We start from the raw sequence: 18734 nt of genomic DNA on the forward strand, positions 1-18734 counted from the left end.
CCGTACTCTCGGCTCGGTTGCCCGGACGACGACGCCTAGTTGACGATCGTTTGGGTAGCCCGACCTCATGAGCAGCCATGGTCATGCCGTCACCGATGCCATCCTCGACACGCTCAAGCGGGCCAGCTCCGGGCTGAAGGATGCCGGAGTGAAGTTCGCGCTGGCCGGAGGATGCGCCGCCTACGCGCGGGGAGCCGCGCCCTCGCTGCACGACGTCGACTTCGTGCTGACCGAGCACGACGTGCCGGCCGCGCTGGAGGCGCTGCGCGGGCTGGGTTTCCAGACGGCCAAGCCGCCGGAGGACTGGCTGGTCAAGGCCTACGACGAGGGCCGGCTGGTGGACCTGATCTTCCGCGTGTCCGACCTGGCGATCACCGATGAGCTGCTCGACCGGGCCGAGCCGCTGAAGGCCTCGGCGGTGATCGTTCCCGTGCTGGAGGCCACCGACCTGGTCATCTCGTGGCTCCTGCCGCTGTCGGAGCACGCCTGCGACTACGGCGCGCTGCTGGCCCAGGTCCGCGCGCTGCGCGAGCAGGTCGACTGGCCGCGGGTGGCCGCCGTGACGGCGCACTCGCCGTACGCGGCCACGTTCATCACCCTGCTGGAGCGGCTGGGCGTGCTCACCGGGCCCGTGGAGCCGTCGGGCGACCCCAAGTGGCCGTGATCAGCCCCGCCGCGTGGCCGCGGTGACCCGCTTGAGGATGCGGTCCCACTCCGTGCCGAACGGGTTGTCCTGCACCAGGTAGGTCCACGTCGCCGCCGGCCGCTGCAGATCCGGCTCCGGCGCCTCGAACGACTCCAGCGAACGCCGCTCCACCTCGGCCAGCAGCGATTTGTACTCCGCCACCGCCTCCCGGTGGAACTCGTCGATCGGGCTCATCCGGCCTAGCGCCCGCAGGTGGATGCCCTCGCGCAGGTCCGTCAGGAACGCCAGGTGCTCGGTCCAGCAGCGGTCGATGGCGTGCAGGACGATCTGGCGGGCCGTCTCGTCACGCGTGTCCTCCGGCATGGACTCCCAGCGCTCGGGGTCGGCGGTGGCCAGCGCCGTGGCGGCGGCGTCGCCGTGCAGGACCTTGTCGCGCCACTCGAGGATCAGCTCGCGCTGGTGCTCGAGCAGGCGGGTGTAACGCCACGTGTTGCGGTGGATCTCCAGGTTGACGCCCTCGGCCACCCGCTGGGCGTGGCCCACGAGGTAGATGCCGCGCCGGTGGCGGACGACGCCGTCGGCGTCGGCGGCCGGAGGACGCTCGTCGGGGACGAACTGGGTGATCAGGTCGTCCTGCATGCTGACGAAGAACACCGAGCCGCCCGGGTCGCCCTGGCGGCCCGCGCGGCCGCGGAGCTGGTCGTCCAGTCGGCTGCTCGCGTGGCGGCCCGAGCCGATCACGTAGAGGCCGCCCAGCTCGCCGACACCGTCTCCGAGGCGGATGTCGGTGCCGCGCCCGGCCATCTGGGTCGAGACCGTGATGGCGTCGCGTTCGCCCGCCCTGGCGATGATCGCGGCCTCTTCGGCGTCGTTCTTGGCGTTGAGCACGACCGGCTCCAGGCCGCGCCGCTGCAGGAGCTTGGCGAGGTTCTCCGACTCGGCCACGTCGAGCGTGCCGATGAGGATGGGCCGGCCGGTGGCGTGGGCCTCCTGGATCTCCTCCACGAGCGCGGCGTCCTTGTCGGGGACGGTCGGGTAGATGCGGTCGGGCTCGTCGGTGCGCACGCAGGGCCGGTTGGGCGGGATCACCGCGACCTTGAGGCCGTAGAACTCGCCGAGCTGCTCGCTGACGGCCACGGCGGTGCCGGTCATGCCGCAGATCTGCGGATAGCGGCGGATCAGGCCCTGGACGGTGATCGAGTCGAGGATCTCGCCCTTCTCGCTCGGCGGCAGCGCCTCCTTGGCCTCCACGGCCGCCTGCAGGCCGTTCGGCCAGCGCTGCAGCAGCGCCACCCGGCCGCGCGAGGGGTTGATGAGCTGCACCTTGCCGTCGCGCACGATGTAGTCGACGTCGCGGGCCAGCAGCGCGTGGGCGTGCAGGGCCAGGTTGATCTCGATGAGCGCGCCGGGCTCGTGCTCGTCGTAGAGCTCGACGCCGAGCAGGTTCTCCACGCTGTCGGCGCCCTTGGGGGTGAGATAGACGTTGCGGGCCTGCTCGTCGATCTCGTAGTGGTAGCCGCGGACGAGCTGCCGCACCAGCGCCGCCATCTCCGGCACCGAGTCGCCGGGGTCGGCCGCCCCGGCCATGACCAGCGGCACGCGGGCCTCGTCGACCAGCACCGAGTCGGCCTCGTCGATCAGGGCGACCTCGGGGGCGGGCACGATGATCTCGCCCGCGTCGGTGCGCAGCCGGTCGCGCAGCACGTCGAACCCGATCTCGCTGACCGGCCCGTAGGTCACGTCCTTGGCGTACGCCTCGCGCCGCTCCTCGGGCGTGGAGTTCTGCCCGATCCAGCCCACGCTGACGCCGAGCGCCTCGTAGAAGGGGCCCATCCACTCGGCGTCACGCCTGGCCAGGTAGTCGTTGACCGAGATGACGTGCACGCGCTTGCCTTGCAGGGCGTAACCGGCCGCCGCCATGGCGCCGGAGAGGGTCTTGCCCTCGCCGGTCGCCATCTCCGCGACCTTCCCGTCGAGCAGGGCCAGCGTTCCGAGAAGCTGCACGTCGTACGGGCGCAGCCCCAGGGTCCGGTCGGCGGCCTCGCGCGCGAGGGCACAGAACTCGGCCAGATCGTCCATCTTCGGCACCGGCAGCTCGTCGAGCCCACCCACCCGGCCGGCCCGGCCGTCCGCCGCTTTGACGATCTTCTGGTAGGAAGTCAGGGGGACACCGCCTGGACGATCCAGGAGGTTCCTCAGTATTCCCTTAATCGAGGCCACAGTTCCTCCAACGCGCGCTTCGCCGACACCGTTCCCTCTTTCAAGGGAGGGGAGCGGAGCGACGATACGACAAGCGTCGCCGTACCGGACCCTAGCTCATCCGGCGGCTTACGCCGTCACATCACGCCGCATCGGCACGTGAGGCGAGCACGGCGACGGCGGCCAGCAGCAGCGCGCACCCGCACCAGGCCAGGGGCGTGAGCCGCTCGCCGAACACCGCCACGCCCAGCAGTGCCGCGCCGACCGCCTCGCCGAGCGAGATGATCGACACGGTGGTGGCCCGCAGCACGGTCAGCGCCCGGAAGAACAGCCCGTACGCGAGCGCGGTCGGCACCGCCCCCAAATACGCCAGCAGCGCCAGCGACGTCCAGCTCACCTCGGGCACCACCCCTTCCACCAGCGCGAACGGCGCCAGGCACACCGCGCCGACGACGAACCCGCCGATGGCCATGGCCTGCGGATCGTCGTCCTTGTGGCGGCGGGAGTGGAGGGTCACCCCGGCGTACCCGGCGGCCGAGACGAGGGCGAAGGCGATGCCGGTGACGGAGGAGGCCCGCAGCGCGCTCTCTCCGGTGAGCAGGACCAGCCCGGCCAGCGCGGCGACCAGGGAGCAGAGCGCGGTCCCGCCGAGACGCTCGCGGAGCAGGAAGCGGCTGCCGAGGGCGGTGAAGACGGGCGTGGCCCCCATCGTCACCACGGTCGCGACGGCCACGCCGGAGTGGGCGATCGCGGCGAAGTACGCGGCCTGGTAGACGGCCATCCCGGCGCCCGCGAGCAGGACGCGGCTGGTGAGCGGGCGGGCGCGGGCGGCCCCGTGAGCGGCTCCGCCAGTGGCACTGTGAGCGGCTCCGCCAGTGGCACTGTGAGCGGCACTGTCAGTGACGCCGCGGGTCACGCGGCGGGTGAGGATCAGCAGGAAGGCGGCGCCCAGGAGATAGCGCCACAGGGACACGCCGAGCGGGCCGAGGCCGCCCGTCTCGAAGAGCAGGGATCCGGCGGCGCCGCCGGTGCCCCAGGCGGTCGCGGCCACGGACACGTAGAAGGCGCCCCGCCGGGCGGAGACGTGGGTCATGACAGGTGTTCTCCGGAAGGAGTGGTCGGAATGGGCCCGTATGCGGGCAGCGACCACCCCCGGATCTGTCAGACCCGGAGATCTTCGGAAATGCCGCCCGCTAGCGGGCGGGCGGAGGGGAACAGATCAGACGTCGCGGCATGAGGGCCACCTTAGCGGGCGTGCGGCCACGGCCGCCTCAGGGTTTTCCGGCGCGGGACCGGCCGCCTCACGGTTTTCTGGCGACGCCGCCCAGCAGCAGCTCTTCCCAGGGCGCGAGCGGGCCGGGGATGCGGTCGTCGGGGTGCCATTCGGGGAAGTGCACCACCCCGGGCTCCACCAGGACCAGCCCGTCGAAGAAGCGGGTGATGGCGGCCCGGTCGCGGAAGTGGCCGGTGCCCATGGTGGCCTGCAGCATGACCTCCAGCGCCTTGGCCTTGGGGCTGTCGGAGGCCAGGAAGTTCGAGGCGGCCAGGTAGCCGCCCGGCCCCAGCGCGTCCATGTAGCGCCTGATGAGGCCGTAGGGGTCCTCCTCGTCGGAGAACAGGTGCAGCAGCCCGATGACGAGGATCGCCGTGGGCTGCGCGGGGTCGATCAGGCGGCGCAGCGCCGGGTGGCCGAGCACGGCGTCGACGTCGCGGGCGTCGGCGGTGATGGCGTCGGCGTACGGGTTGCCGTGCAGGATGGCGCGGGCGTGCGGCTCCACCATGGGGTCGATGTCCACGTAGACGACCCGGGCCGCGGGGTCGGCGAATTGCGCCACCTCATGGGTGTTCTCCACCGTGGGCAGTCCGGAGCCGAGGTCGACGATCTGCCTGATGCCCGCCTCGCGGATCAGGAAGTCCACGACCCTGCCGATGAAGGCGCGGTTGCACCAGACCAGGTCGACCACCTCGGGCACCGCGGCCTTCAGCTTGCGGGCCACCGAACGGTCCGAGGCGAAGTTCTCCATGCCACCGAGCAGCGCGTCGTGCACCCGGGCCACGCTGGGCCGCTCGGGGTCGACTCCGGGAGGAGCCCACTCGTGTCCATCACTGAGACTCATCCTGCTCCCCTTACAGTCCGTGACGCGGATCGTATCCACACGGCGAGCTTCGAGGCGCCGCTTGGCGGGCGGTTGTCAGGACAGTCAGCTCATCGGGTCGGGGTGCCCACCGGGACCGGCTCGGGGGCGGGTTCGCGCTTCGACAGCAGCCGTTTGATCCTGGGCGCGAGCGGCCGCTCGACGAACCGGTGCACCAGGTACGCCGCCCCCAGCATCACCAGGATCAGCCCGACGAGCAGCATGTACTTGTTGACCGTGTCCTGCAGCCTGGCCAGCAGGATGAAGCCGATGTGCGCGTGCAGCAGGTACAGCGGGTACGTCAGCGCGCCCGCCGTCACCAGCCCCGGCCGGGCCAGCGGCCGCGTCACCCGCAGCGCCACGAACGTCATCACCAGGAAGATGAGCACGACCACGGCCGTGATGATCGCGGGCGAGTACGTCACCGAGTAGCGGCCGCCGACCGCTTCGGCGTAACCGATCGCCCGGTAGACCGCGTTGCCCAGGCAGATCGGCACCAGCAGGGCGATCTGCCAGTTCAGCCCGAACTTGTAGAACATGAACAGCGCCATCCCGGCGATGAAGTAGTGCGAGAACTCCGACTGCACGATCAGGTCCGCTATCCCCGGCAGCAGGCCGAACTGCACCAGGAACGTCAGCCCCAGCCACGCCCACAGGGCCGCCATGATCCGGCCCTTCGTCATCCCGACAAAGGTGAAGGCCAGGATGAGCAGGTAGAACCGCATCTCCGCCCACAACGTCCAGTAGACGACGTCGACATCCTTGATGTCGGGCACGGACTGGAACATCGTCAGGTTCGCCAGCACCTGCGGCAGCGTCAGCTTGAACATGCCCTGACCCAGCGTCACGGTCACCACGGCGGTGATCGCGATGCCCACCCAGTACGCCGGATAGAGCCGCACCACCCGCGACACCACGAACTGGCGCGGGGTCCGGCCCCACGCGCTCATCAACACGACGAAGCCGCTGATAAGGAAGAACAGGTCGACACCCAAATAGCCGTACTTCGCCCACGCGCTCTCCGTGACGAACGTCACAGTCGTCTTGTCGCCGGCCCATCCGGAGAACACGTAGTGGTACAGGACGACGAACAGCGCCGCCAGCAGGCGAAGCCCGTCGATCTCGTATAACCGTTCTGCCTTGACTCGCATGTTGTCTCCCGTCTGATGTCAAGAGGGTGGTGGCAACAGCTTGATGGATGGTTAAAGAACGTCAAACGTACTCTTACGGGTTTACCGCGATACTGACGGGTAGCAGGGAGTTTGCCCGAGAAGACGGAAAGAAGAGAGGGAGAGAGCACCAATGGAGCTCTGGAACTATCGTCCCGACGTCTACGACCGTGGGCAGGCTCTGGACCTCGTGGGTTACCACGTTCAGGCCACCGACGGGAAGATCGGGTCCGTCGATGAGGCGACGTACGATGTGGGCGAGAGCTACATCATCGTCGACACCGGCCCGTGGATCTTCGGCAAGAAGGTCCTGCTCCCGGCCATGATGATCACGAGCATCGATCCCCAGGAACGCAACGTGTTCGTGGCACGCACCAAGGCCGAGATCAAGGCCGCGCCCGAGTTCGATGAGGGCACGTTCAAGGAACCCGAATACCGGACGCGGCTGGGGGACTACTACGGCCGCTTCCCTGGGTGACCCCGTGCCGTAAGAGGAGGGCCGCGTCCGCACAGGGCGCGGCCCTCTTCTCGTCTTCGCACCGGAAGGTCCGCGTACCTGACAGAAGGTGGCAGGTACGGCTGGCAGGCTGGTCCGCATGACGACGAAAGCAAGGCTTCTGGCCTTCACCATCGACTGCGCCGACCCCAGGGCTCTGGCGGCGTTCTACCACGAGGTCACCGGGATGGAGATCCAGTACTCCGAGGACGAGTACGCCGCCCTCGGCGACGGCTCCACCAGCATCTACTTCGGCCGGGTCGCCGACCGCAAGCCGGTCACCTGGCCCAGCCCCGACAAGCAGTTCCACCTCGACTTCCGGGTGCCGGACGTGGCGAAGGCGGTCGAGGAGTACGTCGCGCTGGGCGCCACCAAGCCGGAGTTCCAGCCCGGCGTCACGGAGGAGGGCACGCGCTGGATCGTGCTGCAGGATCCGGAGGGCCACCTGTTCTGCGTCTGCCCCGAACAGTCCTAATCCGGGGCTAATCGGGACCCCTGCCGGGCCCAAAGATGGGCCACATGTTCGTGCTGGTCACACACAACGTACGCCGACTTTTCAGCCTAAAGGATGATTCTGGAGCGGCGCCGGCCTCATAAGCTGGAGCAATGCTCTTGAAAGGATCCCTGTCCCTGCGCGGGCCGCGATGACCTGGGTCGGCATGCTGATCGCCCTGGCAGGGGCGTTGGGATACGCGCTCGGCGCGGCGCTGCAGCAGTACGAGGCCGTGGCCGAGGGCGCCTCGCTCAGGCTGGTGAAGCGCCCTCGCTGGTGGATCGGCGGCGCCATCAGCTTCACCGGCGCGTGCCTGCACGCCGTGGCGCTCAGCTTCGCCCCGCTGGTGGCCGTTCAGCCGATCAGTGTGGCCACGCTGGTGTTCGCCGTGCCGCTGGCCGCGTTCATGTACGGGCGCAAACCGTACAAGGGGGAGATCATCGGCTCGGTCGCGGTGGCCGTGGGCCTGCTCTGGCTCATGCTGCTGGTGCCCTCGCACAACGTGACGCCCCGGCTGGGCGACGGGGCCGCGCTCGGGTTCGTGGCCGTGATCGCGGTCATCACGCTGGCCACCCAGTTCGCCGCGAGCCGGGTGCACGGCTCGGCCAAGGCCCTGCTGCTCGCCGCCAGCGCCGGAGTGGCCACCGCGAGCGTGTCCACCTTCGTGCGCGTGGTCGGCGGCGGGATGCAGGGCGACTGGGGGCGGCTGATCCACTGGTTCAGCCTGGCCATCCCCGTGCTGCTGATCTGCGCCACGGTGCTGCTGCAACGCTCCTACGCCGTGGGCTACTTCGGCATCGCCTACGCCGGGGTCCAGGTCATCGACCCCATCACCTCGGTGCTGGCCGGCGCGATCCTGCTCGGTGAGCCGCTGCCCACCAACCCGTCCACCGCCATCCCCGCCCTGCTGGCCGCCGCGCTGACCATCGGCGGCACGATCACCCTCGGCCGGCTGGCCCCCGACCACCACGCCGCTCCCGCCCCCGCGAAGGCGGTGCGGCCGGTGAAGCCCGCCGTGCCGCTGGAGCGCAAGATCACCGTGTCGTCTCCGACGGTGGACGCCAGCGCAGCATCTCGTCCATCGACCGCAACATCAGATCTGGGCTGACCCGGGCCCCCACCGACAGCGCCAGGTCGCGCAGCCGGACCGCGACGGGGTTGCGGAGCCTGGTCATCCGGCACAACGTCATCGACCGCCGGACGATCTTCCTGGTCCGCTCCATGCGGGCGGCACTGTAGGCGGCCAGGTCGCCCCCGGCCACGTGCGCCAGCACCACCCCGTCCTCGATCGCCTGGCAGGCGCCCTGCCCCAGGTTCGGCGTCATCGCGTGCGCGGCGTCTCCGACCAGCGCCACTCTGCCCTGGTGGTAGGCGGGCAGCGGTTCGGCGTGGTGGTAGATGTCGTTGCGAATGATCCTGGCCGGGTCGGCCGCCTCCAGCAGGGCCCGGATCGGCTCGTGCCAGCCGCCGAACCTGCGCAGCAACTCCGCCCGCTCGTCCTCGTGCACGGTCCCCGCGGGCAGCACGTCGGTCGCGTAGACGTAGACGACGTCGCCCGCCAGCAGGTGGATGCCGAACACCGTGCCCCTGCCCCAGCTCTCCGACCTCGGGATGTCCAGGCCGCCCCGGGGGATGAGGCCGCGCCAGGCGGTCACGCCCGCGTACACGGGGCCGGGGTGCTCGGGGAAGAGCGCGTGCCGGGTGGCCGAGTGGATGCCGTCGGCGGCCACGATCAGGTCGGCGTCGAGGTCGCCCGCCTCCGTCCGTACGACGCCGTTGGCGGCGTCCACCTCCGTCACCGCCGTGTCCAGGCGCAGGCGCTCCCGGCCGAGGGCGTCGGCCAGCACGTCCAGCAGTGTGGCCCGCAGCATGACCACGACCGAGTCGCCGTACCTGGCGTCCGCGTCGGCCTCCGAGGTGTGCGTGAGCCACGTCCCGTCGGAGCGTCGCAGGCCCAGCCGCCCCTCGGCGGTGGCGAGCCTGCGGATGTCGTCGCCGAGGCCGACGGCGTCGAGGGCCTTGAGCGCGTTGGCCGAGATCGCCAGCCCGGAGCCGACGGGCTCGATCGCCGGCACGCGCTCCAGCACGGTCACGTCCCACCCCTTGCGGCGCAGCGCCACCCCGGCGGTCAGCCCGCCGACGCCGCCGCCGATCACCACAGCCCTGGCCATCGCAGACCCCTCTCGTACTACGTCTGTAGTGTCAGCCTACTACGCCTGTAGTTCGGGCCCACTACCCCCGTAGTATGGGATTCCGTGAAACGCTCAGAGGCCGTCGCCGACGCCGCCATCACCCTGCTGGCCGAGCGGGGCATGCGCGGCCTCACCCACCGGGCCGTCGACGAGGCCGCGGGCCTGCCGCCCGGCTCCACGTCCAACCTCGCCCGCACGCGCGCGGCCCTGCTGGAGCTGACGCTGTCGCGGCTCACGGAGCTGGAGGTCAAGGTCCTGGCCGGCGCCTACCAGGAGGACTCCTACGAGCGCTCCAGGCTGCCCGCCCTCATGGCGCAGGCGCTGCACCTGCAGCTCCTGGACCGCAGGCGCACGCTGGCCCGCTACGAGCTGGCCCTGGAGGCCACCAGACGGCCCGAGCTGCGCGTGATCTACGACGAGGCCGGCCGCCGCTTCCGCGACCCGGCCGTCGCCATGCTGGCCGCCATGGGCTCCCGTGACCCGGTGCGGCACGCCCGCCAGCTCGTGGCCTTCGGCGAGGGGCTCATGTTCGACGCCATCGCGGGCGCCGGCGCGGTGCCCACGCTCGAGGAACTCCACGACGGCCTGCGCGACCTGCTGACCGGCATGCTCGGCGAGACCAGGCCGTAGCCGCGCTCGCCGCCCGCGCGGATCAGGCGAGTGTCACGTCGCCGTGCCGCCCGGACAGGACGGCGCTCAGGTGCGGCCGTGGCGCCTGGACGAGCCGGGGTCCGCCGTCGTCGAGCGGAACGCCGACGGCCGCCAGGCGCCCGGCCACCGCGGCCGGGTCGGGGTGGGCGATGGTCAGCGACAGCAGCGCGATCGGCGGCAGGCCGCTCTCGGCCGGGTGCCGCGTGGCGCCCCAGTCGATGAGGAACGGCACCAGGCCACGCCCGGCCTGCGGGGGCGGGGTGAGCCGCCAGCTCAGCAGGTCGCCGGCCGGGGTGCGGCGCGACATGTCGCGCGGGTCGCCGGGATCGTGGCCCCGGGCGCGGGCCCGGGCCACGGCCGCGTCGATGTCCTCGACCGCCACGGCCCAGCTCACCAGCGCCGCGCCCGCCAGCTCGTCGATGCCGAACGGCCGGGGCCCGGCCGGCGTCTCCTGGCCGGGGTCGGGGCCGATGATCTCCAGATAGCTTCTGCCGCCGAGCCCGATCAGGTGGTTGCGGGTGCCGAGCCCGGGGTGCCGTCCGCCGGTCGCGGCCCGGACGCCGAGCGAGGCTTCCAGCTCCGCCACGGTGGCGTCCAGGTCGGGAGTGGCGTACACGAGGTGGTCCAGCGTCGTCACGGTGACATTGTGCCGCGCGAGGTCAGCACACCTCGCGGTAGGGGAGCTCCGGCAGGTGCCTGGACCACTCCCGCGGGGAGAGCCCGCCGTAGCGGGAGCAGACGTGCGCCGCGTGGTCGGCGGGCGCCGGCTGGGCGGTCAGGTCGAGGGTGAGGACGACGCCGCGGCCGGTCAGCACGCGCAGCCGGCGGCCGTCCGGCGTGAAGACGGCCCGCGCCGGGCGGTCCACGCCGGCCGCCGCCACCGGCCGGTCGACGATCGGCTCACCGCCGGTGGCGGTCACGGCGGCCTCGGGCCCGTCGCCGGGTCCCGCCGGCTCGCCGGACCGCGTGCCGCCGGTGAGGCGCCAGACCCGTACGTGGTCGTTGTCCGTGCTCGCCAGCAGCCTGCCGTCCGCGCTGAACCGCAGGTACCCGGGCGACGGCCGCAACCGGGGGTCGTTCGTGGGGAGCCCGTCGAGCCCGTAGATCTGGATGCCGCTCTCCTCCGCGATCGCCACCCGCCGTCCGTCCGGCGCGAACGTCGTGTACTCCCACGGCATCCGGTCCAGCCACGGCGCCGGCGACGTACGACCGGGCCGCCTGATCTCCGACCGTTTCCCGTCGAACACCAGCGCCACCCGCCCGCCCGGCCCGATCACCGCGTACTCGCCCACGTACGCCGCCCGCCCCGCCCGCAGATCCCACGCCCACCGCTCGCCCGACTGCCTGGCCGCCGCGAACAGCAGCTCACCGCCCGGGCTGAACCACGCGGCCTGCTCCCCGGGCGCTCCGAGCCCCCGGCCGAAGGGCGGCCCCACGGCGGAGGCACGGGTGTCCCACAGGTACGAGCGATCGACCCCGACCAGCGCCAGCGTCCGGTCGTCGGGTGACCAGGCCATGGCCCGCACGCTCTGGACGGGCCCGGCGGCCCGCGCGACCTCGCGGCCCGACGCGAGGTCGTACACCCGCAGCGTGTTCTCCTCCAGGGCCGCCAGCCTGGCGCCGTCGTCGCTGATGGCGTGCAGCGAGCGCGGCCCCGCCCACGGGTCGGTGAACACGGCCACCGCCGCGTCCGCCGTCGCCAGCGCCCGCCGGGCTTCGGGGACCGGCGCCAGCCGCCAGGCGGCGAGGCCGAGCTTGCGCGCCGTGACCGGATCCGTGAGCCGCAGCGCCTCCGACCGTGAGGCCGCCACCTTGGCCATCGCCTGTTCGAGTCGCCCGTCGGCGGCGTTCCGCTGCCAGAACGTCTGCCAGAACCCCAGGAGCAGCACCAGCGGCAGCAGCCCGGCCACGGCCGCCCAGCGCCGGCGTGACCGTCTGCGGCCCCGGGCGATGGCCGCGTCCAGGAAGGTCTGCTCGCCCGCGCTCAGCGTCACCCGCCGCCGCCCGCCGGCCGCCCAGGCCAGCGCCCTGTCCAGCGGCTCCCCTTGGAAGAGCTGCGCCTCCCGCCGCCCGCCCGCCTCCCACTGCCGGGCCGCCCCCGCCAGCTCCCGCTGCACGCCCAGCCCGTCCCGCTCGCCGTCCAGCCACTCGTGCAGCCGCGGCCAGGCCCGCAGCAGCGCCGCGTGCGTGATGGACGCCCCGCCGTTCTCGCTGATCAGTCCCGCCCCCGTGTACGCCGCCAGCACCCGCGCGATCGCGGACGCCTCCTCCGCGCCGCGTCCGGCGACCAGCTCTTCGGCGGCGGCCCCGACCACGGTGTCGGCGCCGTCGGAGTCCAGCCCCACCAGCCGCAGGAACACGTCGGGCACCCGGTCCTGCTCCGCCGGGCTGAGCCGCGCGTACACGGCCTCGGCGCGGGCCCCGAGCGGCGGGTCGTCGATGGGCTCGGGGGGCAGCAGGCGGCCCTGCTGGGACTGGGGCGCGTCGAGCAGGGACATCAGGAGCTGGCGGGCGCTCGGGCGGTGCTCGGGGTCGCGGTGGAGCGCGGCGGCCACCAGTCCGCGTAAGGGGCGGTCGAGGCGCTCGCCGCCGCCTAATCGCTCCTCGGGGCCGTACGCGGCGAAGATCAGCAGGCGTCCCCAGGCGTGCACGTCGGCGGGCGGCCCCCCGCCGTCGCCCGCGAGCCCCAGCCCGACGAGCCGCGGCCCCTCGGCCCCCAGGACGACCTTGTCCGGCGTGAGCGCCCCGTGCGCCGCGTGGGCCTCGTGCACGGCCGCCAGCGCGGTGGCCGTGGCGGCGGCCAGCCGGTAGAGGTCGTCGCCCGCGTACGGGCCGTGCCGGTCCACGACCTGACGCAGGGTGGGGCCCTCGATGTACTCGCTGACCAGGTAGGGGGGCTCGCCCTCCAGGCACGCCTCGGTCAGCCTGGCCACCGACAGGGAACGGACGTGCCCCGCCGCCTCCGCCGCCGCGGCGAGCCTGGCCCGGGCGGCGGCGTCCGGCAGGGCGGGCACGCCCAGCGCGTGACGCGCGCCCGACTCGTCGTAGGCCTCGCGGACGATGACCTGCCCGCCGCCGTCGATCCGGGCGCCGAGCCAGTAGCCCCCCAGCCGATCAGTCATGCGGGATGAGACGCCGCCTTCCCGGTTATCGGTTCAGCCGAGCCCGGTGCTGTGGCCATTCCTCTTGAAGGATGCCGAAATAGACGGTGTCGCGCCAGGTGCCGTCCGGCCTCTTACGGTGGCGGCGCAGGGTGCCCTCGTGCACGCCGCCGATGCGCCTGATGGCGTTCTGCGACCTCTCGTTGAGCACGTCGGTCTTGAGCAGGACGCGGTTGTAGCCCAGGTCGAACGCGTGCTCCACGAGCAGCAGCTTGCAGTTCGTGTTCACGGCCGTACGCCAGGACGCGCGGCCGTACCAGGTCCAGCCGATCTCGACGCTCGCCTCGAAGCCGGGCACGTCGGCGTACGTGCTCCAGCCCACGGCGCGCCCGCCCGCCTTCGGCACGACGGCGAACGGGACGTGCTTGTCGTCGTCGATCAGGCCGCGGGCGATCTTGCCCAGCTCCTCCTCCGTGCGCGGCGCGGCGGCCGGCATCCAGCGCCAGACCTCCTCGTCCCCGCCGCCGGCGGCGAACAGGTCGGGCACGTGGTCCATGGAGAGGGGCTCGAGGCGGACGACGTCGTTCTCGAGCACTACGGGGGTGGGCAACTTCGCGGTCATGGCGGCAACACTAGGACCAGCCCGAAGTCCTGATTATGGCCACCTGCCCTCTTTTGTGGGAAACCACCTGTCGACACTCATACCGGCCGGTCGGTAGGCTCACGGTCATGGACTTCGCCTTCGACACCGTCACCGAGGACCTGCGCGAGCGATTGCTCCGCTTCATGGACGAATGCGTCTATCCGGCCGAGCCGGCCTTCGAAGAACAGGCGGCGACCAGCGGCTGGAGCCCGCCACCGCTGCTCGACGACCTCAAGGACGAGGCCAGGAAGCGCGGCCTGTGGAACCTGTTCCTGCCCGGCGAGCACGGGCAGTCCCTGGGCGCGGGGCTGACGAACCTGCAGTACGCCCCGCTGGCGGAGATCATGGGCCGGAGCCCCTCCATCGCCCCCGTGGCCACCAACTGCGCCGCGCCCGACACGGGCAACATGGAAGTGCTGTCCATGTTCGGCAGCGAGTGGCAGCGCAAGGAGTGGCTGCGCCCGCTGCTCGACGGCGAGATCCGCTCGGCCTTCGCCATGACCGAGCCCGACGTGGCCTCCTCCGACGCCACCAACATCGCCACCTCCATCACCCGCGACGGCGACGAGTACGTCATCAACGGCCGCAAGTGGTTCATCTCCGGCGCCATGAACCCCAACTGCAAGATCTTCATCGTCATGGGCAAGACGAACCCCGACGCGCCCAAGCACCGCCAGCAGAGCATGATCCTGGTGCCCCGTGACACGCCCGGCCTGCACATCAAGCGCGGCATGCACGTGTTCGGCTACAGCGACGCCGACCACGGCGGCCACGCCGAGATCGTGTTCGAGGACGTACGCGTGCCGGCCGACAACCTCATCGGCGAGGACGGCGGCGGCTTCGCCATCGCCCAGGCCAGGCTCGGCCCCGGCCGCATCCACCACTGCATGCGCCTGATCGGCATGGCCGAGCGCGCGGTCGAGATGATGTGCCGGCGGGCCCTGTCCAGGACCACGTTCGGCAAGCCCGTGGCCCAGCAGGGCGTGGTCCAGGACTGGATCGCCGAGTCCCGCATCAAGATCGAGCAGGCCCGCCTGCTCGTGCTCAAGACGGCCTGGCTCATGGACACCGTGGGCAACCAGGGCGCCCACACCGAGATCCAGGCCATCAAGATCTCCACCCCGATCACGGTGGAGTGGATCCTCGACAAGGCCGTCCAGGTGCACGGGGCCGGCGGCGTCTCCCAGGACTTCCCGCTGGCCGCTCTCTGGGCGGGAGCGCGCTCGCTCCGCCTGGCGGACGGCCCGGACGAGGTGCACAAGCGGTCGCTGGCCTACCGAGAACTGAAGAGGTATGCGTGAACGAGGCGGAGATCAAGGAGCGGGTGGCGGCGTTCCTGGGGCAGCACGACCCGGTCGGGGACCGGCTGGAGTTCCTGCGGGCCAGGTTCGACGCCGGGCTGGCCTGGGTGTGGTTCCCCGCAGGGCTCGGCGGGCTGGGCGTCTCGCGGGAGCTGCAGCAGGTCGTGGAGCGGGAGCTGGCCGACACGCCGCAGATCAACGGCGGTCTCCAGGGCATCGGCCTCGGGATGGCGGCGCCGACGATCCTGGCGTTCGGGACCGAGGAGCAGAAGCGCCGGTTCCTGCGGCCGCTGTGGACCGGGGAGGAGATCTGGTGCCAGCTCTTCAGCGAGCCCGGCGCCGGGTCCGACCTGGCCACGCTCGGCACGCGGGCGGTCAGGGACGGCGACGAGTGGGTGGTGGACGGGCAGAAGGTGTGGACGTCGGGGGCGCACCACTCCCGGTGGGCCATCCTCGTCACCCGTACCGATCCGGACGTGCCGAAGCACCGCGGGATGACGTACTTCATCTGCGACATGCACGCGCCCGGCGTCGAGGTGCGGCCGCTGCGGCAGATCACCGGTGAGGCCGAGTTCAACGAGGTGTTCCTGACCGGCGTGCGGCTCTCCGACGACCTGCGGCTCGGTGAGGTCGGCGACGGCTGGCGGGTCGCGCAGACGACGCTGATGAACGAGCGGGTCGCGATCGGGGGCGCGCCCACGCGGCGCGGCGGCGGCATGGTGGCCTCCGTGCTGTCCGAGTGGCGGGAGCGGCCCGAGCTGCGCACCCACGAGCTGCACCAGCGGCTGCTGTCGTTGTGGGTGGAGGCCGAGGTCACCCGGCTGTCGGGGGCGCGGCTGCGCGAGCAGCTCGTCGCGGGCCATCCGGGGCCCGAGGGGTCGGGGATGAAGCTGTCGTTCGCCAAGCTCAACCAGGCGCTGTCGGGGTTCGACGTGGAGTTCCGGCGCGATCTCGGCTACGACGACTGGACCTTCCGCCGCTCCGAGGACGTCGACTTCTACGGCCGTGGTCCCGGCTATCGCTATCTGCGGGCCAAGGGCAACTCGATCGAGGGCGGCACCTCCGAGATCCTGCGCAACATCATCTCCGAGCGGGTGCTCGGCCTGCCCTCAGAACCCCGCGTCGACAAGGACGTGCCCTGGAAGGACCTGCCGCGATGACCCTGCTCTATTCGGAGGTCGAGGAGGAACTGCGGTCCGCCGTGCGCGGGCTGCTCGCCGACCGCTGCCCGCCCGCCGCGGTGCTCAGGCGCGTCGAGTCCGAACCCTACGACCTTGACCTGTGGAAGACGCTGGCGGGCGAGATCGGGGTGGCCGGGCTGCTGATCCCCGAGGAGCTCGGCGGCGCCGGGGCCTCGGCGAGCGAGGCGGCGGTGGTGCTGGAGGAGCTGGGCCGGGCGGTGGCGCCGGTGCCGTTCCTCACCAGCGCGGTGCTGGCCACGCAGGCGCTGCTGCCGGCCCGCGACGCCCTGCTCGGGGAGCTGGCCGAGGGGCGGAAGACGGCCGCGCTGGCCGTGTCGTTCGCGGCCTCCCCCTATCGGCCCGGCCGCGGCTCGTCGGTGCGGCTGGAGGGTGAGCGGCTGACCGGCACGGTCACGGGCGTGGCCGGGGCGGAGGTGGCCGACGTGCTGCTGGTGCCGGTGGACGGCGACCTGTACGCGGTCGAGGACGCCTCGGTGACCGTCGTGTCCTCGCTCGACCTGACCAGGCCGGTCGCCACGGTCACGTTCGACCGGGCGCGGGCTCGGCGGGTGGGGGCGTGCGATCTGGCCGGGGTGCTGCGGTTCGGGGCGGGGCTGCTGGCCTCGGAGCAGCTCGGGGTGGCCGAGTGGTGCCTGGACACGACGCTGGCCTACGTCAAGGAGCGTCACCAGTTCGCCCGGCCGGTCGGCTCCTTCCAGGCGATCAAGCACCGGCTGGCCGATCTCTGGCTGGACGTCGTACGCGCCAGGGCCGCGGCCCGTGGCGCCGCCGCCGACGCCTCGGCCGTCTCGGTGGCCGTGGCCCAGTCGTGGAACGCCGGAGTGGCCGTGCACGTCGCGGAGGAGGCCGTGCAACTGCATGGAGGGATCGGGATGACGTGGGAGCACCCCGTACATCTCTATCTCAAGCGGGCGAAGGCCACCGAGATCGCGCTGGGCACGCCGGGTGACCACCGTGCGGCGCTGGCCTCACTTGTCGACGTCCCCGGCCCCGAGTGAGCCGAGCAGCAGGTCGGCGAAGTGCCTGCCCACCTGGGCGCCGGTGAGCGGCCCGTCCGCGTGGAACCACGTGCCCAGGTGGTGCACCGACCCGAAGAAGTAGTCCACGACCAGCTCGGCGGGGACACGGTCGCTGAAGATGCCGGTGCGCTGCCCTTCGGCCACGAGCGCGCGGAAGCGCTCGTGGTAGCGGCGGCGCTCGGCGCGCACGGTCTTCTGCGTCTCCGGGGTGAGCAGGTGGATCGACCTGAAGAAGATCTTCGAGTCGTCGAGGTTGGCGGTCGTCGTCTCCACGACGTCGGCCGCGGCCTTGTGCAGGCGCTGCCGCAGCGTGCCCGGCCCGTCGGCGATCTGCGTCAGCCGGTCCATCTGCATGCGCAGCACCCGGGCGTAGATCTCGTGGAGCAGATCATCCTTGGAGTCGAAATAGTGGTACATGGCGCCCTTGGTGACGCCTGCCGCCAGTACGATCTCCTGGACAGAGGTGCTCTCGAAGCCGCGCTCGGCGAAAAGCCGGGTGGCTTCGGCCAGCAACCGCTGCCTGACCGGTTCCTCTTTCACATGGTCCCCCTTGTCACCTGCCTTAGCATACCGACTGGTCGGTTGACCGTCTTGCCGGTGCCAAACACCTCACCTTAGGCTTGCCTTGGTTGAGAGGCGGGTATCTCTTGACCGGCGAGGGATCTTCGGCGTGGCAGATCCTGCAGGACACCTACTCATTCGGGGAGTTTGCCGTGCCCGGTGGCTCTATCTACGTGCAGCCAAACGAGAAGTACACAGGATCTTCCCCGCAGTGGTGGTACGAGAAGTTCTGGCGGGAAGACGCGCCCAACCGGCGCAAGCACCGCTACGCCAAGGCCGGCGTGGGCTTCGTGATCGGCGTCGCGGTGGCACTGCGCTTCGACCTCACGGGCGCCTCCCCGCTGATCGGCCTGCTGGTCGCCGGGATGGTGGCGGGCGGTGACTGGTTCGTCTACTGGCGTGCCTTCCACGCGACGGCCGTGTGGCGCGGCGCGCGGCGTGGCGAGGCCATCAGCAGCAGGACGCTGCGCCGGTCGCTCAACCGGCTCGGCTACCACGTCCTCGACGGCCGGGCGATCCGCGGGCAGGCCTCGATCGACCACCTGGTGATCGGTCCGGGCGGCGTGTGGATCATCGACAACGAGTCGTGGAGCCCGGACACCGAGATCGCCTGCTACGCGGGGCGGCTGTTCTTCGGCCAGAAATACGGCAGCAAGGTCGCCAAGCCACTGGTGGAGACGGCCGAGGCGTTCGCCGAGTTGCTCTCGCGCGAGACCGGCGTCCCGGTGACGATCGTGCCCATGATCGCCGTGCACTGCGGGCTGCTGCCCAAGAACGGCGGCGTGGTGCTGGCCGAGGGGCTGACACTGGCCAAGCCGCGGACGGCGGCCCGGCTCATCAAGGCGGCCGACACCGGCGTGCTCAACGACGCCCAGATCGAGCTGCTGACCCGGACGGCGGCCAGGGAGCTCCAGCGCGTCTGAGAC

18 protein-coding genes are annotated in these 18734 nt (G+C 71.7%); 9 read left to right on the forward strand and 9 right to left on the reverse strand.

Features of this window, described 5'->3' with window-relative positions; all coding sequences use genetic code 11:
• Positions 1-67 precede the first annotated feature (67 nt).
• Entirely contained in the window at positions 68-664 is a 597-nt protein-coding gene (locus AB0I15_RS01670) for a nucleotidyltransferase (RefSeq protein ID WP_358088435.1), read from the forward strand.
• Here AB0I15_RS01670 and secA2 read toward each other — a convergent pair whose 3' ends face one another.
• From secA2 to AB0I15_RS01690, 4 genes are all read right to left on the reverse strand, one after another.
• Entirely contained in the window at positions 665-2866 is a 2202-nt protein-coding gene (gene secA2 / locus AB0I15_RS01675) for an accessory Sec system translocase SecA2 (protein WP_358088438.1), read from the reverse strand. It abuts the gene before it with no gap.
• Between the two features lie 121 nt (positions 2867-2987).
• Positions 2988-3938, reverse strand: coding sequence for an EamA family transporter (locus AB0I15_RS01680; protein ID WP_358088441.1), 951 nt, complete (start codon positions 3936-3938; stop codon positions 2988-2990).
• Positions 3939-4146: 208 nt separating this feature from the next.
• Positions 4147-4962, reverse strand: a complete 816-nt coding sequence (locus tag AB0I15_RS01685; RefSeq protein WP_358088444.1) for an SAM-dependent methyltransferase — start codon at positions 4960-4962, stop codon at positions 4147-4149.
• Positions 4963-5051: 89 nt separating this feature from the next.
• Complete coding sequence (locus AB0I15_RS01690) at positions 5052-6131, reverse strand: acyltransferase (protein ID WP_358088447.1); 1080 nt, start codon at positions 6129-6131, stop codon at positions 5052-5054.
• A gap of 151 nt (positions 6132-6282) precedes the next feature.
• Here AB0I15_RS01690 and AB0I15_RS01695 point away from each other — a divergent pair, with 151 nt between their 5' ends.
• The 3 genes from AB0I15_RS01695 (at position 6283) to AB0I15_RS01705 (ending at position 8246) form a co-directional block, all read left to right on the forward strand.
• Entirely contained in the window at positions 6283-6627 is a 345-nt protein-coding gene (locus tag AB0I15_RS01695) for a PRC-barrel domain-containing protein (protein WP_358088450.1), read from the forward strand.
• Between the two features lie 118 nt (positions 6628-6745).
• Positions 6746-7120: a VOC family protein gene (locus AB0I15_RS01700; protein ID WP_358088453.1), complete on the forward strand. Its 375-nt coding sequence runs from the start codon at positions 6746-6748 to the stop codon at positions 7118-7120.
• 169 nt (positions 7121-7289) lie between these two features.
• Complete coding sequence (locus AB0I15_RS01705; RefSeq protein ID WP_358088455.1) at positions 7290-8246, forward strand: hypothetical protein; 957 nt, start codon at positions 7290-7292, stop codon at positions 8244-8246.
• On the opposite strand, the gene AB0I15_RS01710 is transcribed toward AB0I15_RS01705, so the two are convergent.
• A complete protein-coding gene (locus AB0I15_RS01710) occupies positions 8173-9309 on the reverse strand; it encodes an FAD-dependent monooxygenase (RefSeq protein ID WP_358088458.1) in 1137 nt (378 codons plus the stop codon). The two genes, AB0I15_RS01705 and AB0I15_RS01710, sit on opposite strands and share 74 nt — an antisense overlap.
• A gap of 84 nt (positions 9310-9393) precedes the next feature.
• Between AB0I15_RS01710 and AB0I15_RS01715 the strand changes: the two genes are divergently transcribed.
• The gene (locus AB0I15_RS01715; protein WP_358088461.1) at positions 9394-9960 is read left to right on the forward strand and encodes a TetR/AcrR family transcriptional regulator; all 567 of its coding nucleotides are present in this window, start codon (positions 9394-9396) and stop codon (positions 9958-9960) included.
• Positions 9961-9982: 22 nt separating this feature from the next.
• On the opposite strand, the gene AB0I15_RS01720 is transcribed toward AB0I15_RS01715, so the two are convergent.
• From AB0I15_RS01720 to AB0I15_RS01730, 3 genes are read right to left on the reverse strand one after another with little or no spacing between them, the layout of a single operon-like run.
• Positions 9983-10618 (reverse strand): VOC family protein, encoded by a 636-nt coding sequence (locus tag AB0I15_RS01720; protein WP_358088463.1) that lies wholly within the window; start codon positions 10616-10618, stop codon positions 9983-9985.
• A 22-nt stretch (positions 10619-10640) separates the two neighbouring features.
• Positions 10641-13103, reverse strand: coding sequence for a hypothetical protein (locus AB0I15_RS01725; RefSeq protein ID WP_358088466.1), 2463 nt, complete (start codon positions 13101-13103; stop codon positions 10641-10643).
• A gap of 25 nt (positions 13104-13128) precedes the next feature.
• Positions 13129-13704, reverse strand: coding sequence for a GNAT family protein (locus AB0I15_RS01730; protein WP_358088469.1), 576 nt, complete (start codon positions 13702-13704; stop codon positions 13129-13131).
• Between the two features lie 107 nt (positions 13705-13811).
• On the opposite strand from AB0I15_RS01730, the gene AB0I15_RS01735 reads away from it, so the two are divergent.
• From AB0I15_RS01735 to AB0I15_RS01745, 3 genes are read left to right on the forward strand one after another with little or no spacing between them, the layout of a single operon-like run.
• Positions 13812-15026 (forward strand): acyl-CoA dehydrogenase family protein, encoded by a 1215-nt coding sequence (locus AB0I15_RS01735; RefSeq protein WP_358088472.1) that lies wholly within the window; start codon positions 13812-13814, stop codon positions 15024-15026.
• A complete protein-coding gene (locus AB0I15_RS01740; RefSeq protein ID WP_358088475.1) occupies positions 15023-16186 on the forward strand; it encodes an acyl-CoA dehydrogenase family protein in 1164 nt (387 codons plus the stop codon). Before AB0I15_RS01735 ends, AB0I15_RS01740 begins: the two co-directional genes overlap by 4 nt.
• Positions 16183-17226, forward strand: a complete 1044-nt coding sequence (locus AB0I15_RS01745) for an acyl-CoA dehydrogenase family protein (protein ID WP_358088477.1) — start codon at positions 16183-16185, stop codon at positions 17224-17226. Before AB0I15_RS01740 ends, AB0I15_RS01745 begins: the two co-directional genes overlap by 4 nt.
• Here AB0I15_RS01745 and AB0I15_RS01750 read toward each other — a convergent pair.
• Positions 17197-17787 (reverse strand): TetR/AcrR family transcriptional regulator, encoded by a 591-nt coding sequence (locus AB0I15_RS01750; RefSeq protein WP_358088480.1) that lies wholly within the window; start codon positions 17785-17787, stop codon positions 17197-17199. The two genes, AB0I15_RS01745 and AB0I15_RS01750, sit on opposite strands and share 30 nt — an antisense overlap.
• 173 nt (positions 17788-17960) lie before the next feature.
• Between AB0I15_RS01750 and AB0I15_RS01755 the strand changes: the two genes are divergently transcribed.
• Positions 17961-18731 (forward strand): nuclease-related domain-containing protein, encoded by a 771-nt coding sequence (locus AB0I15_RS01755; RefSeq protein WP_358088483.1) that lies wholly within the window; start codon positions 17961-17963, stop codon positions 18729-18731.
• Positions 18732-18734: the final 3 nt, after the last annotated feature.

This window comes from Nonomuraea sp. NPDC050643, from assembly GCF_040654715.1.
In the GTDB taxonomy this organism is placed as follows: domain Bacteria; phylum Actinomycetota; class Actinomycetes; order Streptosporangiales; family Streptosporangiaceae; genus Nonomuraea.

What these genes read in the sequence shown, in the direction of transcription:
- AB0I15_RS01670 (WP_358088435.1), top strand. Translation starts at nt 68, where the DNA reads ATGAGCAGCCATGGTCATGCCGTCACCGATGCCATCCTCGACACGCTC.
- AB0I15_RS01680 (WP_358088441.1), bottom strand. Translation starts at nt 3,938, where the DNA reads ATGACCCACGTCTCCGCCCGGCGGGGCGCCTTCTACGTGTCCGTGGCC.
- AB0I15_RS01685 (WP_358088444.1), bottom strand. Translation starts at nt 4,962, where the DNA reads ATGAGTCTCAGTGATGGACACGAGTGGGCTCCTCCCGGAGTCGACCCC.
- AB0I15_RS01690 (WP_358088447.1), bottom strand. Translation starts at nt 6,131, where the DNA reads ATGCGAGTCAAGGCAGAACGGTTATACGAGATCGACGGGCTTCGCCTG.
- AB0I15_RS01695 (WP_358088450.1), top strand. Translation starts at nt 6,283, where the DNA reads ATGGAGCTCTGGAACTATCGTCCCGACGTCTACGACCGTGGGCAGGCT.
- AB0I15_RS01700 (WP_358088453.1), top strand. Translation starts at nt 6,746, where the DNA reads ATGACGACGAAAGCAAGGCTTCTGGCCTTCACCATCGACTGCGCCGAC.
- AB0I15_RS01705 (WP_358088455.1), top strand. Translation starts at nt 7,290, where the DNA reads ATGACCTGGGTCGGCATGCTGATCGCCCTGGCAGGGGCGTTGGGATAC.
- AB0I15_RS01710 (WP_358088458.1), bottom strand. Translation starts at nt 9,309, where the DNA reads ATGGCCAGGGCTGTGGTGATCGGCGGCGGCGTCGGCGGGCTGACCGCC.
- AB0I15_RS01725 (WP_358088466.1), bottom strand. Translation starts at nt 13,103, where the DNA reads ATGACTGATCGGCTGGGGGGCTACTGGCTCGGCGCCCGGATCGACGGC.
- AB0I15_RS01730 (WP_358088469.1), bottom strand. Translation starts at nt 13,704, where the DNA reads ATGACCGCGAAGTTGCCCACCCCCGTAGTGCTCGAGAACGACGTCGTC.
- AB0I15_RS01735 (WP_358088472.1), top strand. Translation starts at nt 13,812, where the DNA reads ATGGACTTCGCCTTCGACACCGTCACCGAGGACCTGCGCGAGCGATTG.
- AB0I15_RS01745 (WP_358088477.1), top strand. Translation starts at nt 16,183, where the DNA reads ATGACCCTGCTCTATTCGGAGGTCGAGGAGGAACTGCGGTCCGCCGTG.